The organism is Lujinxingia sediminis, from assembly GCF_004005565.1.
In the GTDB taxonomy this organism is placed as follows: Bacteria; Myxococcota_A; Bradymonadia; order Bradymonadales; family Bradymonadaceae; genus Lujinxingia; species Lujinxingia sediminis.
The window spans coordinates 158,043-174,457 of sequence record NZ_SADD01000013.1 but is presented as its reverse complement, the minus strand read 5'-3'; the positions used below and the strand labels follow the sequence as shown (position 1 = coordinate 174,457).

Here is a 16,415-nt window from a genome sequence, read left to right as displayed (position 1 = left end):
CCACGGTCAGTCACCGGAGTGACCCACGGTCATATTTTTACGATCATATTTTCAAGTTCTTAAAGTTGCCGGTGTGACGCGCCGTCGTTCTTGTCGCAAGCAATTTCACCGCGACCGCTTCGTTCAGGCGCGACTGCCACATAGGCGCCTCGGATCCGACTGTGACTTCATGCAGGACCTCTCATGGTGCACCGTCTGGCGACCCACGGTCATTTTTGAGGCGACCGACGGTCGCCCAATGACGGGCGCACGATGTGCATACGCGTAGGTTTTTAGCGCCTGTCTTGCCGCGCAGTCAGAGATCTGATCTTCACGTCGCTTCAAGCTCAGCCTGCGCCTCCGTTCTCGTCCAGAACGAACGTCACTGGAGTTCTCCAGGCCCCCCGTCAGTCACACTCCCGCCTACGGTCAACGTGATCCCCCCATCCCCTCCGTGGTTCATTCACTAGCGCCAGGAGCCCCCCGGCTCCCCAGCCAGCCTCGAGGCAATGTATAGCCAGGCTATGCATGCGTATGGCGAACGAGCCGCGGTCGCGGACGAGCGCTATTGAACACTGCGCAATCGCCCACACGCTCAGCGACACCGCGGTGAGGTTGCCAGTCCCCCCCCTGCTCATTATAGTGCGCGCCATCGACGCCCCCCCCAAATCCCGGGTGTCTCCCACCTTACGCCCTCCCTCCTCCTCTCCCCTCGAAGTGAGTCGTAATTATGACCAGGCAGCGCACCACGAAGTTTGTCTTTATCACCGGCGGCGTGCTCTCCAGCCTCGGCAAAGGAATCACCGCCGCAGGCCTGGGCGCGCTGATGGAGAACCGCGGCCTGCGGGTAAGTTTCATTAAGCTCGACCCCTACATCAACGTCGACCCCGGGACGATGAACCCCTTCCAACACGGAGAGGTCTTTGTCACCGACGATGGCGCGGAGACCGACCTGGATCTGGGGCATTACGAGCGTTTTACATCCACGCGCATGACCCGGCGTAACAACTTCACCACCGGACAGGTCTACGATTCGGTCATCGCCAAAGAGCGACGCGGCGAGTATCTGGGGGCGACTGTACAGGTGATCCCGCACATCACCGATGAGATCAAAGCCCGGGTACTCGACGCCTCCGAAGACTGCGATCTGATGTTTGTGGAGGTTGGCGGGACTGTCGGCGATATTGAATCGCTTCCCTTTTTGGAGGCGATTCGCCAGCTGGGCATTGAGCTCGGGCGAGAAAATGCGGTGTTTTTGCACGTGACGCTGGTCCCCTACATGCCGGCGGCCGACGAGGTCAAAACCAAACCGACCCAGCACTCGGTCAAACAGCTGCGCGAGATCGGCATCCAACCCGACTTTCTGGTCTGCCGCTCTGACCGCGATCTGCCGCGCGATATCAAGCGCAAGATCGCGCTCTTCTGCAATGTGCCGACCGAGCGCGTGGTCACCGCCCGCGACGCCAAGTCCATCTACGAGGTCCCGGTGCTCCTGGCCGAAGAAGGCATCGACCACGAGCTTGCCACCGCGCTCAACATTTGGTCGCGCGGCACCGACCTGACCGAATGGCGCAAAATCGTCGACCGTATCCACAACCCTCGCCAGGAAGTCACCGTGGGCATTGTGGGCAAGTATGTCGACCTGACCGACAGCTATAAGTCGCTCAACGAGGCGCTCTTTCACGCGGGCATCGCCAACGAAGTGCGCGTGAAACTCAAGTTCATCGACTCCGAAGATCTCGAGCAGCTCGAAGCCGAGCATTTGCTCGGCGAATGCGATGGTATCCTGGTGCCTGGCGGCTTTGGAAAGCGCGGCACCGAGGGCAAAATCCGCGCGGTGCGTTACGCACGTGAAAATGACATCCCGTTCTTCGGCATCTGCCTGGGCATGCAGCTGGCGGTAGTGGAGTTCGCACGCAACGTCGCCGGACTCAAAGATGCCAACAGCACCGAGTTCAACCCTCAGACGTCCGCCCCGGTGATCGCCCTGATGGCCGAGCAGGAACACGTCAAAGACAAGGGTGCCTCTATGCGCCTGGGTGCCTATGACTGCGTGCTTCAAGACGAAAGCCACTCGGCGCGGATCTACGGCAACACACTCATCAGCGAGCGTCACCGTCACCGCTACGAGGTCAACAACGCGCTTCGTCCCGCCCTTGAAGAAGCCGGACTGGTCTTCAGCGGCACCTCTCCCGACGGCGTGCTCGTGGAGATGATCGAACTTCCCGAGCAGCGCTGGTTCATTGGCTGTCAGGCCCACCCTGAATTTAAGAGCCGTCCGGGTCAGGCCCACCCGCTCTTCGCAAGCTACATCTCGGCCTGCCTCGCCAGCCAGCAGCAACATAGCGACGCGTCGAGCGAGAGTTGAGCTGATGGCTTAATCTTCGCGCTCGTCATCTGCATCGCCGGCTTCGATCCACACGAAGTCGGCGATGTTGTTTTCTTGAAGGAAGTTCAGGCGGCGGTACTCACCCATGCGCTCGCCATACTCGTCGACAGTGCTGACCGGCACGACGACGATCACCCCGCCGTCAGCAACCGCCTCGGCTTCTCCTCGCGCGACCAACCGACGCACGATGCGCGGAGAAATCCCGAAACCGCGCTCGGCGTGTCCGCGGCCGACCAGAAGCACCATCGCTTCGATGGCCGGATTCTCGACCAAGGCGAGAACAGCATTGTGCGCCATCGTCTCGTCCCAGAGCACCTGTGCTGCGAAGAAGCGATCAAGCGCTTCCTCGTCGTCACCCATACCGTGGGAGGCGAAGATCGAGCCCAGCCATGCTCGGTAGTTTGCGTCACTCAGATCCAATTCGGGGAGCTCGGCACGCTCTTCCTCCGCAAGCCCCTCAAGTCCTCCTCGCCCCATACGACGCACCTGCTCACGCGGGGCGTTGAGAGCGATAATGGGCTGCGCAAACTCCCGGGCCACTCGCCACATCGGGGCGTACATCGCCCAGTCCATGCCCCAGCGCGCCTCCCACTCCACACGTTGAAGCATCTGCGCCTCATCGATCTCCGCGGCGACGTAGGCATCGAGCGCCCGCTGAAAACGCGCCTCGACCATCTCCACCCCCAGCGCTACCGGGCCCTCGGCTCGCTGGCTTATTCCGCGATAAATCCGGCTCTGCACAACATGATGCCAGGGATCATCGTGAGACTCCGCCGCGATCACGTAGCGCGCGTCCATGAGCCGCGCCAGCAACTCCGCCTCTTCCAGGCGCTTGCCGGAGGCAACCTCCCAGATGCCCGGCGCAAGCTCGGCATAAGCGAGGTCAGCCGACGTCTGCGCCTGCAGATCCCCGGACGAAGATGCGCTCGGAGCGCCGGCGCACCCCATCGCCATCAATAGCCCGATCGTTACCCCAACCCTAACTCCCCGCACATCCAACTCCATACCGACCTCCCGGCACACTTCCGTCAACTCTCTACATGCTCAGCGCACCGACTTGCTCGAAGTACGCCCCCCGAACTATCGCTCAGGCTTTCTGCGCACGTTCTACGACCCGGGGTCATCTCGCCAACGACCCGGGGTCATTCCAAAATCGACCCGGGGTCATTCCACAATCGACCCGGGGTCATCACATTTGCCCGGGTACACTGCTATTTTTATCACGCTCTCTCGACCGCCCACGGTCATCTCGCCAACGACCCGGGGTCATTCCAAAAACGACCCGGGGTCATATCTGAAACGCCGATCACGGCGAAAGCTCAGGCGGATCATCGCCTGACCGAACAAAACTCTGCGCGTCAATCACTACCATGGGATTGCCGCGAAACATCTCCACTTTCCCCTCCACATAGACGAACTCCCGCGGCTCAAAATCCGACTTCGTCATATCAGCAAAACGCACCGGCCCCGGCGCCTGAACCATCAACTCCTCGCGATAGCGATGACGAAGGTAGAGCTTAGGCGGCCGCCCCCGAGGGGAATAACGATCGACCGACCCGAACACCACGACCCGTCCACCCACTTTCAGCCGAAGACGCGCCATCGCCGTATCCGTGCCCAGCTCAATGACCTCCGGATGATCGCCCAGGCGCTCTCGAAAAAGCCCAATCTGACGCGCACGCGGGGCCCATTCCTCAAAACGCTTCGGGTAGTCATCGTAACCACGTACTCCGTCACGCCAGATGCCGCGCGTGGCCTTCTGCGCCTCGCGCTGCGCCTGCTCAAAATGCCCGCGATAAGGCTCGCAATGGCCGTACTCAGTGGCGTACGGCGACCAGCCCGCGCGCACCGCCTCCACACCGAAGTTCAGCCACTCTCCGGACGCTTCTCTCACCCAGATATGTGCCAGATGCCTCCCGAAGAAGTCACGGGTATGGCGCTCCGAGGCGTATTCGACAAACACCTCCCTCCGCCCCCCAAAGAACTCGCGCGCCCAGGCCGTTGCTTCATTCCCCACAAAGGTGCCGTAGCTTCGAGTAAAGCGACCCTTACCTTTTCGCTCCTTTTGATACCCCTCCCAGTCCGCCTCGGCCCGCTCAAGCTCTTCGCCGCGAAGCGCCTCCTCACTGTCCAGACATAAAACCCGCACGCTCTTATCGAAGCCCACCAGACGAAGAGTGTCACCGTCGACCACCCCGCTCTTCCGCAACTCAGCTGGCTGAAGTTCGCCGAGCGGCTCGAGAGCCTCTGCCTGCTCTGAGACTTTCGCAGTCAACGAGTGCTGCCACGTCTCCACAGACTGGCGCGCCACCTCCACGGCGTCGCAGCCTCCCCCCACACAGAGAAGCCCCGCGAGTAACAAAACCATTGTTAACAACGCGGGGCGCTCTCGCATCATTACCTCGTGCGGATCTCCAAACCGTACGCTCCTGCTGCCAGGCGCAATCGGTCGGATGCCGATATCACTCGATCTCAGGCTGCGTCAGCTTCCCGAAGCGCCCGCCGATGGCCAGATAAAATCCACCATCACTGAGCCAGAAAGAGTCGAGCTCACCGCCATCAGCTGCCTCCAGATTGAGCGTATCGGAGGTCGGGTTGTAGATATGCCACTGGTTGAAGCCCGCGCGCAGATACACAGCACTGGAGGCGTCAGGGAAATGCCGGCTGACCTCAAAGAAGGGACGCAGCACGGTAAGCGAGGTGTTCATCTCATCCTCACCGACGGCAAGCTGCAACGAGCCGACCATTGCGCTCAAACCGACCGCCATCTCCCAGGTGTTGTCGCCCACCGCATAGGCCGGCTCCAGACCAATGTACCAGGCCCCCACCGAGGGCTCGCCACCCCAGTTGAAACTCGCCCCACCGGTCACCGAGAGTCGCAACCCGCGGATGAACATCGCCTCCACCGCAAGATCGATGTGGGTGGCGCCCCCGTCATCAAACGCCGCGCGGCCATTAGGCTCAAGCACATACTCGTTAAAGCGACCGAAGTCCGTAAAGAACCAGCCCGCCTCCACCCGGCCGCCCCACGTCATCTCAAAAGGCTCATCGAAGGGATCGTCATCTTCCTCCCCCTCGGAGCCCAACAGACGATCGGCCTCCGCGAAGGGATCTTCCCCTTCATCCTCACCGCTCTCGTCCTCTTCGCCCTCGTCGGTGGTCTCTTTCGAATCGGCGTCTTCGCCAACTTCCTCTTCGGAACCTTCCTCTTCAGCATCCTCTTGCGAAGCGTCCTCTTCGGAAGACGCCTCCTCGGAGCCTTCCTCCCCGCTCTGACTTTCGTCATCTTCGGTCGTCGTGCCTTCGCCCTCGGCATCGTCTTCCTCCGACGCCCCCTCCTCTTCGGACGCTTCGCCCTCGTCGCTTGACTCACCCTCGGCCTGAGCGACCTCCCCCTCTTCGCTCGCGTCTGACGACTCGGCGCTCTCCGAGGATGCCTCCGCCCCCGGTGTCTCCTCAGCCGCCGCGCTCTCCTGCGCCAAGGCCGGAGCCGCGCTCGCGACGAGCGCCGCCATCATTACCACCATCAGACCCGTTCGTTTTGAGTGTCGCGTCATCGTCGCTCTCCGATAATAATTCTGCCATACACCTTTCAAAGCCACTCACAACTACAGCGAAATTGCCCTGTTTCAAAACAGTTTCTCGATTCTCGCAGCCCCGCCCGGCGCGCATCCCCGCATTTGTGTGGAACTCAACCGGTTTCGGCCCCCTCCGACAACGTCCCAACCGACACACCTAGCCCGAAGTGCACTGCCGTGCCCCCCCGGCCCCGGCGCATCGCCCCCGGATTGCCAGACTCCGTTGAAAACGCCTCGGCCGAGGTCCTACTCCACAATCCTCGGCATCGGAACGTGCGCGGTATCTGAGACATCTCGTACATTTTCTGGCCTCGGGTCTCGGCGTGACTTCCTTTCCCCCTCTGGCAGATAGAGCCGCGCAACACGCCCGAGGCGCAGCCAGGTTCGCCTGCTTGTGAGGCTGCCGTCGATCCGCCATAATTTAGAAGAAATCCTCTGCCCCTCCGTTCAGCGTCCCAGAATCGAGTCCGTCTTGAGCCCTGTCCCAGCGCAACTCCCCGAAATCGGGGACCTTATCGCCGGTCGTTATCGTATCGTCAAGGAACTCGGGCGCGGTGGCTACGGCGTCGTCTACCAGGCGCGCCAGGAGGCCATCGCCCGCGACGTGGCGCTGAAGTTTCTCCATCCGGAGGTTGCCCATAACGAGCGTGAGGTGGAGCGCTTTCGCCGCGAGGTCTTTCACGCGAGCGGCCTGCACCATCGCCACACCATCACGCTCTTTGACTACGGTCAGACTCCGCGCGGCTTGCTCTACGTCGCCATGGAGTTGCTCATCGGGGAGAACCTGCGCGAGCGCGTGCTGCGCCGCGGGCCACTGAACCTTGAGCAGGGAAGCCAACTTCTCGAACAACTCCTGGGAAGCCTTGAAGAGGCCCACGAGCGCCAGCTGGTGCACCGCGATCTCAAACCCGAAAACATCTTCATGTGCGAGACCCCGCCCGAAGCTCCTCTGCACATCAAGGTGCTGGACTTCGGGTTGAGCAAATTCATCGGTGACCCGAGCGCAACCCTCTACCAGGGCCCCTCGCTGACCGCGGAGGGCGAGGTCTGTGGAACACCACAGTACATGTCTCCGGAGCATGCTTACGGCGAGCCTGTGGGCCCACCGGGTGATGTCTATGCGGTGGGCCTGGTGCTCTACGAGGCGCTTATCGGAAAGCCGGCCTTCGACGGCCCAAACCCGATGGACATCCTGCTCAAACAGGTGAAAGCCCCCCTGCCCGACCTCCCGGAGTCACTCGCTGCAACGACCCTGGGACGCTTCATTGTAAGGGCAACCCGCAAAGAGGTGCGCGGGCGTTTTGCCGACGCGCGCTCGGCGCTGAGCTGGTTTCTCGCCCGACAGAGCCCGGAAGATCGAGCCCCGGGCTCACAGCCTGCACTCGCTCGCCTGGCACGCAGCATCCCTACGACGGGACTTCAAAACTCCGACTCGATCCCCGGCACCGAGCCTACCAACCCCAGCCCGCCGGAGCTGCCACTCAACCCCTTCGCTCCCACCGAGCGGGATCTTGCAACCAGCGCGCGTGAAACCTTCTCCCCGGAGAGCGCTTCGGCCACATGTGTGGACGCGCCGAAACCTCCCTCCGCCCTCGCCGAGTTCGATCTTCGCGCCGCTCAACTCCCACTGCTGAGCCGTCACGCCGCGCTCGATGCGCTGGAGCGCTGGTATAAATCCGCAGCGATCAATGGCGGACTCTTCCTGATCAGCGGAGAGTCTGGCCAGGGAAAAAGCACCCTGGTGGAGACCTGGCAACTGCGCCAGCAGGCCACCCAACACGCGCACACCCTTTTCGGTCAGTGCCGTCGTCGCGGCGCCCCGCTGGAGGCCCTCCGCCGGGCACTCGAGCCCCTCACCGACGCACAGCGCAGCGCTGACCCCGCCCTGGGCCTGCGCCTGAAGGAGGCCCTCAACGCGCTCGCTGCTACCCCGCAAAACATCTCGTCGCACGCGGCCACAGCAGTCGTTCATCCGCTTCACCAGGTGATTCACGCCCTCTTTCGCTTCAGCGAGCGCAGCGCACTGCTGCTGATCCTGGAGGACATTCACTACGCCGATCCGCTCAGTCAACGTCTGATCGATCAGCTTTTGGAGAACCTCTCGCAAAAGCCCCGACCGCTCGCTCTTGTGTTCACCGCTCGATCGCAGCGCCATTTCGATCGCTGGCTTCATAGCGGCTCGGTCCCCATGGCGCACCATCATCTCGAACCGCTCTCCAAGAGCACAATGGGCGAGATCCTTCACCGCCTCACGCCGCTGGCCCGGGGCCTGGAACGCGAGCTGCTCGATCTGGCCGGAGGCAACCCCGCGCTGCTCATCCACATAGTGCGTCATCTTCTCGAAACCGAGCAGTTGCAGGCCTCGGAGCGCTCCGGGACCTTCGATCTACAAGACCCCTCGGTTGCACTCTCCTCTCTGGTGCCACCGGATCTTCAGCAACTGGTGATCACGCGTGCTGAGCGCTTGCTGCGCAATCATCCCCAGGAGCCCTGGCTTCGCGCGCTACTGCATCGCGTTGTGCTCATTGGCGATCGTTTTAAAGCGGCTACGCTCGCGCGCGCCATTCACGCCGACGGCCAGCCCAGGCTCGCACAACAGATCGGAGCGTTGCTCGAGCTCTTCCACGAGGTGGGACTGCTCCGACGCGAGGGTGATGAGGATGACTCCCGACATTACGCCTTTGTTCATCCCCTCCACCGAGCCTCGCTGCTTCGCATGGTGGAGAGCATCGACGACTGGCGCGCATTTCACAGCCACGCGGCCCGCGCGCTGATCGAGGAAGAGGACTCGCCCGACGCCGCTCAATGCGAGGCGATCGCCGATCACCTGGAACGAAGCGCGCAGCGCGAACGCGCCCTGCCCTGGTGGCTACGCGCCGCCGCCGAGGCCGAGCGCGAACATCGAGTGCACGAGGCGCTTCGCCTGCTGCGCCGGGCTGAGCCGCAGATCCTCGGCGCACGACACATCGATCATGCCTCCCTCAGCGCGCTACGCCTGCAGCAGGGACGTCTCTACCACCACGCCGGCGAATTTGGCCCGGCCGAAGATGCCCTGCGCGAGGCGATCGCACACGCCGAAAGCGCCCATCACGTCGCCAACGAGGCTCAGGCCCGTGAGCACCTCGCCGACATCGTTCGTCTCCAGGGCCATCTCGACGAGGCCGAGGCGCTCCTCAAACGAACCTCCGAGCTCTGCGTCGTCCTCGACGATCGCGCCGGGCTGCGCCGAGTGCTTCTGGGTCAGGCCGACCTCGCCCGCTTTCGCGGGCGCTACAGCCGCGCTCGGCACGACCTGGAAATGGTGCGCCAGGCCGCGCACCGGGAGGGCGATCCGCGCGCCGAGGTCGACGCCACGCTCGCGCTCTCGCGCTGCGCCTACGCCAGCGGTGAGCTGCGCCAGGCCTGGAGCCTGGTCGGAGAGGCGCTCGATCATGCCCGACACATCGGTGACCACCGCGCTCATGCGCTGGCCCTGATCGAAGCCTCCCAGATCTGCATGATCGTCGACGGCCTGGAGCGCAGCGAAGCGCTGGCACGCCAGGCCATGAACGCCGCGCGACACTACGGCGACGTGCTCGCCATGGCCAACGCCAACCTGGCGCTAGCCCTGTGTTTCCGGCGCTCCACCCACCTCGACCGAAGCGCAGATCACCTGCGCCGCGCCCGTGAGTTGCACGAACGCCTGGGACATCTCTACGGCGTGGCCAAAGATCTTCTCTTGGAGGCTGAACTCCACTGGCTTCGCGGCGACATCACGGGCGCGCGCAAGCTGGCAGACGATGCCGTCAGACTCCACGAAGACCTTGACGACCGCCACGGCTGGGCACTCTCCACGATCTTCCGCGCGCTCTTTCGCATCGAGGGCGGCCAACCCGAACGCGCCATTGAATTCCTCAACGACGTCATCTCCCTTCAGGAGCACCTGGGGCTGGGACTCTATGCCCCTCAGCTCGACTTCTATATGGGCATGGCGCTGGAGGCTCAGACCAACATCGACGCCGCATTAACCCATTATCTCCGAGCCCAGCAGCAGGCCCGAGTGATGGGACATCGCGAGATGATCAGCCTGAGCACCATCAGCATCGTCAAACTCAATCTTATCCTGGGCGACTTTGACACCGCGCGCGAAGAACTCCTCGAAGCCACCCGCCACGCTCAGCGTACCGGGCACGCCTACGCCAATATGTTCGCCCTACTGGGCACAGCGCTGCTCGCCCACATCGATCAGGATAGCCCGCGGCTTCGCGATACCCTCGTGCTCCTTCGCCCTTATATCCACGTCCCTCACGCGCCCAACCTACGCCTGGACCAACGACTCGGCGGTATGCAGCGCCTGCTCGACACGCTCCCGGATGCTCCCCAGCGTCAGCAACTGCGCCGCGCGCTCAGCGACGTCATCGCCTCATTCAACTCGCGCTGATCCCGTCCCTCCCCTCACCACAACGACCCTCGGTCAGATTTCATACCCGCAAAAATCGACCCTCGGTCAGATTTTCACACCCGCAAAAATCGACCCTCGGTCAGATTTCACACCCGCAAAAATCGACCCTCGGTCAGATTTCACACCCGCAAAAATCGACCCTCGGTCAGATTTTCATACCCGCAAAAATCGACCCTCGGTCAGATTTCACACCCGCAAAAATCGACCCTCGGTCAGATTTCACACCCGCAAAAATCGACCCTCGGTCAGGGTTTCACCGGTCAGGGTTTCAGCCCATACCGTAGACGCCATCGTCATAAAGACGTCCCCGTACTTCCCACAAGATGGGATAGGCGCGCTTCTTCAGCGTCGAGCTCAAATACTCCACCCCGCTTGAACCTCCGGTACCCGGCTTCGTCCCGATCAGCCGCTCCACAACCCGCACGTGATGAAAGCGCCAGAGCAATATATTCTGGTCATGCTCCACCAGTGACTCGGCCAGGGTATACAGATGAAACCGTTCCTTAGGCTCTCGGTAGAGCGGCTCCAGCGCCGCCATCGTCTGCTCGCGGCGAGCCCCTTCCAACACCTCGCCCTCCTCGGGCACCACCACGTCAAAACCTTCCCGTTGCAGCAGCTTGTAGAAACGCGTGCGCAGCGAGGGTTCGGACAGTCGCGCGGTCAACCGACGATGATCGTGATCGGTCTGATCAATATGTTGCATCACCGAGGTGTCCCGGATCCCGGTCAAAAACTCAACTTCCCGAAACTGAATCGACTGAAACCCGCTGGCCGGATTTAGCGCCTGACGAAATTTCAGAAAATCGCTCGGCGTCATCGTCTCCAGCACATGGATCTGCTGCACGAGCAACGTCTCGATCTTCAGAACCCGCTGCAGCAGCCGCCAGGCCTCATGGACAGCGCCCTTCTCCATCTCCTCGGCGACCTGATCGAGCTCAAAAAGAATGAGCTTAAACCACAGCTCGTAGGCCTGGTGGATGATGATAAAGAGCAGCTCATCATGCGCCGGCGGGCTTGATTCAAAGTTCTGCAGCTCCAGAAGCTGCGGCACCTTAAGATAAGAATTATACGTCAGTCGTTCCCCGGCCGGGGCCAGATCTTCTCCGCCCAGGTCCCCCTGAGTAAAGGGGCAGCCGCTGCGGGTTTTCTCGTCGCTCATGGGGCCAGTCCGTCGCTGGGGGGTAACTCGCGCAGAGAGCGCAGGTGGGAGATGGAGTCCCCGGACTGACCGTCACGATCAGCCAACGGACTCCATGATGTCGCCGATCGGAGCAAGGAAGATCTGTGCCATACCTTCCAGAAGTCGACGAAGATCGGGATACGCCGAAAAAGCCGGACTGGCAAGCGCTTGTCCCCGAAGCTGATCGATCTCGGCCAGGCACGCGGAGAGTGCCCCCTGCTCCCGGAACGCCTCAATCGCCCAGCGCACATCTTCATCGCTGCTGGCATGTCGGTCGGCGCGCAAAAGCTGCATCAAACGACGACGATCCGCGTCATTTGCGCGCTGCCAGAACGCCACGACCAGCGCCGAGATCTTCCCTTCACGAAGATCGCTGCCCTCCTGAGCGCGCCCCTTCTCTCCGTAGAGGTCCAGGATGTCATCCTGGATCTGAAAAAGCACACCCAGATGCCCCGCGGCTTCCTCCAACGCCTCAACCACCTCAGCCGGTGCCTCGCAGAGCTCGGCGGCACCGGCCATCGGAAGCGCGAAAAGACCGCTGGTCTTGCCCCGCACCATAAGGCGGTAGGCCTCCTGATCGATGTGCTCGGTGGAACGCTGCTGGAGCGCAAACTCGCGCTCCTGCCCGTCGATCACTTTGAGCACATCCCGAAACACCCGGGCCTGCACGCGCTGACGGACGCCCGGCGATGCCTTGACCGACTCCAGACAAATCGGTGCCAGATAGAGCATCGCATCGCCCAGGTTAATCGCCTGCGCCTGACCGAACTTCTTCCAAACCGTGGGCTGGCCACGACGCACCTCATCACCATCCTGAAGGTCGTCATGCACCAACGTGGCGTTGTGGATCAATTCACACGCAGCCCCAAACCCCACCAGCGCGTTGGGCTCCCTGCCCAGCGCCCCGGCCACCGCCAGCGGTAGCATCGCGCGCAACCGTTTGCCACCGGTCTGCATGTGGTAATCGAGCATCTGCCCCAATGTTGACCCGGTCAACCCGGCCATCTCGACCGCGCCGGCGATGCAGCTCAACACCTGCCCCATATGAGCCTTCGTCAGCTCTCGAAATGCCTGCTCCGTCGTCGTCACGTGTCCTGCTCCTGTTGAGACCGCCAATAAGGGTAATAGCGCGAGCGGGTGGTCAGGCCGACCTGCTCTGAGAGCCAGTCGGTGACCTCACACAGTCCGTCCAGGGAGGTCTCAACCCGCGCGCCCATCGAGAGCATCAAGTTGACCAGATCCTCACTGGCCAGATTTCCCGCCGCACCCGGGGCGTAAGGGCAGCCGCCCATGCCGCCCACCGCGCCGTCAAAAAGTCGCACACCGGCCTGATACGCAAGCAGCGCGCTGGCAACCGCCAGCCCCTGGGTGTCATGCAGGTGCAACGCGACCCGGTCCACACCAAATCGCTCCACTGCCTGCCCACACCCGTCTGCAACCTGCAGCGGGGTGCCCGCACCGATCGTATCGCCCAGCGAGAGATGCTCGGCACCATTGGCCAGAAGTTCCTCGCCAATCTCGAGCACCCGCTCAAAGTCGACATCCCCTTCAAAAGGGCAACCAAAAACCGTCGAAATATACGCCCGCACGACCATCCCCTGCGCCACAGCTGCCTCGGTGGTGCGTTTAAGCGCGGCCAGGCTCTCGTCGAGCGAGCGGTTGAGGTTCGACTGGTTATGCGCCTCCGTCGCCGACATGAACACCGCCACGTGGCGGACATCAGCCGCCGCCGCCCGCTCCAGCCCCTTCAGGTTGGGAACCAGCGCCCAGTAACGCACCCCCTCCTCTCGCCGGATCTGTCGGGCAACCTCATCGGTCTGCGCCATCTGCGGCACCCAGCGCGGATGCACAAAGCTGCCGATCTCCACATCGCGCACCCCGGCTTTGACCAGTCCCTCGATCATGGCCACGCGCTCATCACACGAGAGCACCCGCGACTCATTCTGCAGCCCGTCGCGCGGGCCCACTTCAAAAAATCGAATATCTGCGTCCATCAAGGTCCTCAAGCCCGCGTCAATTCGGGCACTCTGGGGCTTACTTTGCGGTCAGGGCCAACTTATCCCTCGCCACAAAAGAGTGTCAACGTAGCCCGCCCAGCCACGTTGACACGCCTTCGGCCCTGCTCCTATTCTTGGACGAATGGTCCACGGAGCCCCGCACCGTCGCGAGCGCTCCGCCCCCGACCCCAGCCTGAGGTATGCGAAGTTGGCTCAAGACCTGCTTGTTGTGAATCATGGTCTCGCGCTCATGCTCTGCGAGGATGCAGCGATCCTCGAGGAGACTCTGCGGGCGATTGAGCCCCTGGATCTGCATATTCGCCGCATCGGCGATCTGGCGCTGCTTGTGCCCGCCGATGAGATCGAAGGTGTGCTTGAGACCCTCCACGCCCAGGGGACCTTCCCCCGCGTGCTCGGCCCGCAGCTTATCCCCGACACGCAGGAGGCTCTGTGAGCATGCGACCTGACCGGCCATCAACCTCCGGCCCGCTGGCCGCCGATGAGTTTCGGAGCCTGCTGGAGCGAGGCTACGCCGATGCCAGCGTGCGTTTTCTGGCCCGCGCCTGGCGTTGCGAACCCCGCGTCGAGACGCTGATCGCTGCGATCGACGACGCCGACCAACGACCTCTCGATCCCGCTTCGCTCACCGAGCTTGAACGCGCAGTCTTCTTGCTGCTCCAGGAGCGCGGCGGCCGCGGCCGCGGCGAAAACCTCCGCCGCGACCTGCTCCTGAGGGGGTTTGGGGAATCCGAGCCCACCCTGGCCTCGCTTATCGCCGCCGGCCTGCTTATCCCTATTCCGGCCGCCGCCGACCACGACTGCGACATCGAGGTGCTGCTCGAGCGCGGATCCTTTTTGCAACACGACCTGGCGCTGACCCCGGCCACCCTGGCCAACCTCGAAGCCGCGCCGGACGCGCTCAACATCGACGTCCCCACCTTCAACGATGTGACCATCGAGCCCACGATCAGCTCCGTCGACGATCTGGAGCTCAACCTCCTGCACCTCGCCTCGCTGATCCGCCGCGACCCGCTCAAACTTAATAAAGACGGCACGCCCAACCGTCGATCTCTGGCGCGCGCCGCCCGCGGCATCAGCATGCCCGGCCAACTCGGCGAGGTCGCAGGCGATCTCGACCTTCACGATCCTCACCAGCTCGACTACCTGACCTTTTTGGCTGCCCTGGGGCGTGAGCTCGGCATTCTGGGGCCCGACGGCGATCGTTACCGCACCGGCGACGCTGCCCTCGCGGAGTATTTTCATGCGCCCGGCCCCGAGCGCGATCGCCGCCTGGGCGAGGCGCTTCAGCGCCTGCGCTACTGGAACGAAGTGGAGAGCGTGCGCCTGGCCGAGATGACCTTGCGTGGCGCCGACGATCAGCATTTCTCCCAGCGAGAGTCCACCGGAGAACCCCTGATCGGCGCGCGCGGCTTTGTCCTCTCCGTGCTGCGCCGCGCCTCGGTTCGCGAGTGGGCCTCGGTGGCTGCGATCACCGAACTCTGCACCCAGATCGACCGCCAGTACCTCGATCGCACCCTCTCGAAGATGGCCGGCCAGTGCGAACCCACGCAGTTTATCGACGCGATGCTCGAGCGCACCTTGAGCTGGTCGGGCCTCTTGCAATTTGGACGCACCGACGACAACCAGCGGGTGGCCCGCCTCTCGCCACGCGGTGCCCGCGCGCTCGGACTGGAAGGCTCGGAGCTCCCCAACCCGCAAGGCGGCTGCCTGATTGTGCAGCCTAACTTCGAGGTGATGGTCTTTCTCGACAACGCCCCGGTCTCGGTTCTGCACGAACTCTACCGCGTCGGAGAACGCCGCAAACTCTCCGATCGCGTCGCCACCTTCCAGCTCGCAGCAGAGTCCGTGCAGCGCGGATATTCGCTGGGCGCGAGTGCAAAAGCACTCGTCGAGTTGCTCAACACCTTCGGACACACGCCGGTGCCTGAGGCGGTCGCCTTCCAACTCAACGACTGGGAGCGCGTCCACCAGCGCCTGACGATCCATCGCCAGGGCGTGCTCCTTCGCCACCCCGATCCCGAACGCTTCGATATGATCATCGGGCAGCTCGAACATGATCTTCGAGAGAGCTCCCACCGCGCCATTCGTCTCGGCGCACGGGACGCCTTTGTCACCACCGCCGAGCACGACGCCATCCGCCGCGCCGCCGAGGCTCACCCCTCGCTCACACTGAGTTCGACAGGCGCACCGGCCCGCACCCTCTACTTTGTCGACCCTCTGGTGGTCATGGCCGACCCGTATGAGCTCGACGTCGTCACCCAGGTCGAGCTCGGATACCTGACCGACGTCGTAGAAGACGAATCATCGCCGCGCTCACGCTTCTTCGCACTCAACATGGAAAAGATCCGCGCGCGCTTCTCCCAAGACCCTTTAGCTCAGATCGTCGCCTTCCTCGACGCGCGCTGCCCCGGCGGACTGCCCACCGGCCAGGCGATGCGCCTGCAAGCCGAGCTCGACCGCCCCGCCAGAGCTCACCTTGCCGAAGAACTCATCGTCTTGAGTTTCGAGGATCGCCTCAGTGCGGACCGCTTCGCAGGCCTTGAAGAAGCCCCCGACCTCATCGAGCGCCGCCTGGGGCACCTGCATTTCGTCATCGCTGCTGACGCCCGCGATCTCCTCGATGAGATCCTCGAAGAAACCGGTCTGACCCTCCACAAGAGCCCGTTTGACCGCGACGAATAAGGCCGACCGGCCTCTTTCGCACCGCGCACCTTTGCTTGCCACGACCGGGGTCGCGCGATACATTGAGGCCAGACTCTCCGGTCGCCAACATAGTCTGCGCAGCGACTTCGCGCCGCGGGCCTTTATCGGCCTGCCGCCGCTACTACTC

10 protein-coding genes are annotated in these 16,415 nt (G+C 62.9%); 4 read left to right on the top strand and 6 right to left on the bottom strand.

All coding sequences use genetic code 11. The features are described 5' to 3' along the window. The first annotated feature begins 706 nt into the window (after positions 1-706). Positions 707-2,347, top strand: a complete 1,641-nt coding sequence (pyrG, locus tag EA187_RS17340) for a CTP synthase (protein WP_347343340.1) — start codon at positions 707-709, stop codon at positions 2,345-2,347. 9 nt (positions 2,348-2,356) lie between these two features. Here the strand turns inward: pyrG and EA187_RS17335 are convergent, their stop codons facing one another. From EA187_RS17335 to EA187_RS17325, 3 genes are all read right to left on the bottom strand, one after another. Continuing rightward, positions 2,357-3,373: a ChaN family lipoprotein gene (locus EA187_RS17335; RefSeq protein WP_127781063.1), complete on the bottom strand. Its 1,017-nt coding sequence runs from the start codon at positions 3,371-3,373 to the stop codon at positions 2,357-2,359. Between the two features lie 301 nt (positions 3,374-3,674). Further along, entirely contained in the window at positions 3,675-4,763 is a 1,089-nt protein-coding gene (locus EA187_RS17330) for a thermonuclease family protein (protein WP_164856365.1), read from the bottom strand. Between the two features lie 67 nt (positions 4,764-4,830). Next, positions 4,831-5,895 carry a hypothetical protein gene (locus EA187_RS17325; RefSeq protein ID WP_115604544.1) on the bottom strand — a complete coding sequence of 355 codons (1,065 nt, stop codon included), beginning with the start codon at positions 5,893-5,895 and terminating at the stop codon, positions 4,831-4,833. A 523-nt stretch (positions 5,896-6,418) separates the two neighbouring features. Here EA187_RS17325 and EA187_RS17320 point away from each other — a divergent pair. Further along, the gene (locus EA187_RS17320) at positions 6,419-10,366 is read left to right on the top strand and encodes a serine/threonine-protein kinase (protein WP_127781061.1); all 3,948 of its coding nucleotides are present in this window, start codon (positions 6,419-6,421) and stop codon (positions 10,364-10,366) included. Between the two features lie 289 nt (positions 10,367-10,655). Here the strand turns inward: EA187_RS17320 and EA187_RS17310 are convergent, their stop codons facing one another. The 3 genes from EA187_RS17310 to EA187_RS17300 form a co-directional block, all read right to left on the bottom strand. Further along, positions 10,656-11,546 carry a tryptophan 2,3-dioxygenase gene (locus EA187_RS17310; protein WP_115604548.1) on the bottom strand — a complete coding sequence of 297 codons (891 nt, stop codon included), beginning with the start codon at positions 11,544-11,546 and terminating at the stop codon, positions 10,656-10,658. Between the two features lie 78 nt (positions 11,547-11,624). Continuing rightward, complete coding sequence (locus EA187_RS17305; protein WP_115604549.1) at positions 11,625-12,656, bottom strand: polyprenyl synthetase family protein; 1,032 nt, start codon at positions 12,654-12,656, stop codon at positions 11,625-11,627. Further along, complete coding sequence (locus tag EA187_RS17300) at positions 12,653-13,561, bottom strand: hydroxymethylglutaryl-CoA lyase (RefSeq protein ID WP_115604551.1); 909 nt, start codon at positions 13,559-13,561, stop codon at positions 12,653-12,655. Before EA187_RS17300 ends, EA187_RS17305 begins: the two co-directional genes overlap by 4 nt. A 232-nt stretch (positions 13,562-13,793) precedes the next feature. Here EA187_RS17300 and EA187_RS17295 point away from each other — a divergent pair, with 232 nt between their 5' ends. After that, on the top strand, positions 13,794-14,018 hold the full coding sequence (locus EA187_RS17295) for a hypothetical protein (RefSeq protein WP_127781059.1): 225 nt from the start codon (positions 13,794-13,796) through the stop codon (positions 14,016-14,018). Between the two features lie 2 nt (positions 14,019-14,020). After that, positions 14,021-16,267, top strand: a complete 2,247-nt coding sequence (locus EA187_RS17290) for a helicase-associated domain-containing protein (RefSeq protein WP_115604555.1) — start codon at positions 14,021-14,023, stop codon at positions 16,265-16,267. Positions 16,268-16,415: the final 148 nt, after the last annotated feature.

Coding starts and splice junctions, on each gene's coding strand:
- EA187_RS17330 (WP_164856365.1), bottom strand. CDS start 4,763: ATGCGAGAGCGCCCCGCGTTGTTAACAATGGTTTTGTTACTCGCGGGG.
- EA187_RS17335 (WP_127781063.1), bottom strand. CDS start 3,373: ATGGAGTTGGATGTGCGGGGAGTTAGGGTTGGGGTAACGATCGGGCTA.
- EA187_RS17325 (WP_115604544.1), bottom strand. CDS start 5,895: ATGGTGGTAATGATGGCGGCGCTCGTCGCGAGCGCGGCTCCGGCCTTG.
- EA187_RS17310 (WP_115604548.1), bottom strand. CDS start 11,546: ATGAGCGACGAGAAAACCCGCAGCGGCTGCCCCTTTACTCAGGGGGAC.
- EA187_RS17300 (WP_115604551.1), bottom strand. CDS start 13,561: ATGGACGCAGATATTCGATTTTTTGAAGTGGGCCCGCGCGACGGGCTG.
- EA187_RS17290 (WP_115604555.1), top strand. CDS start 14,021: ATGCGACCTGACCGGCCATCAACCTCCGGCCCGCTGGCCGCCGATGAG.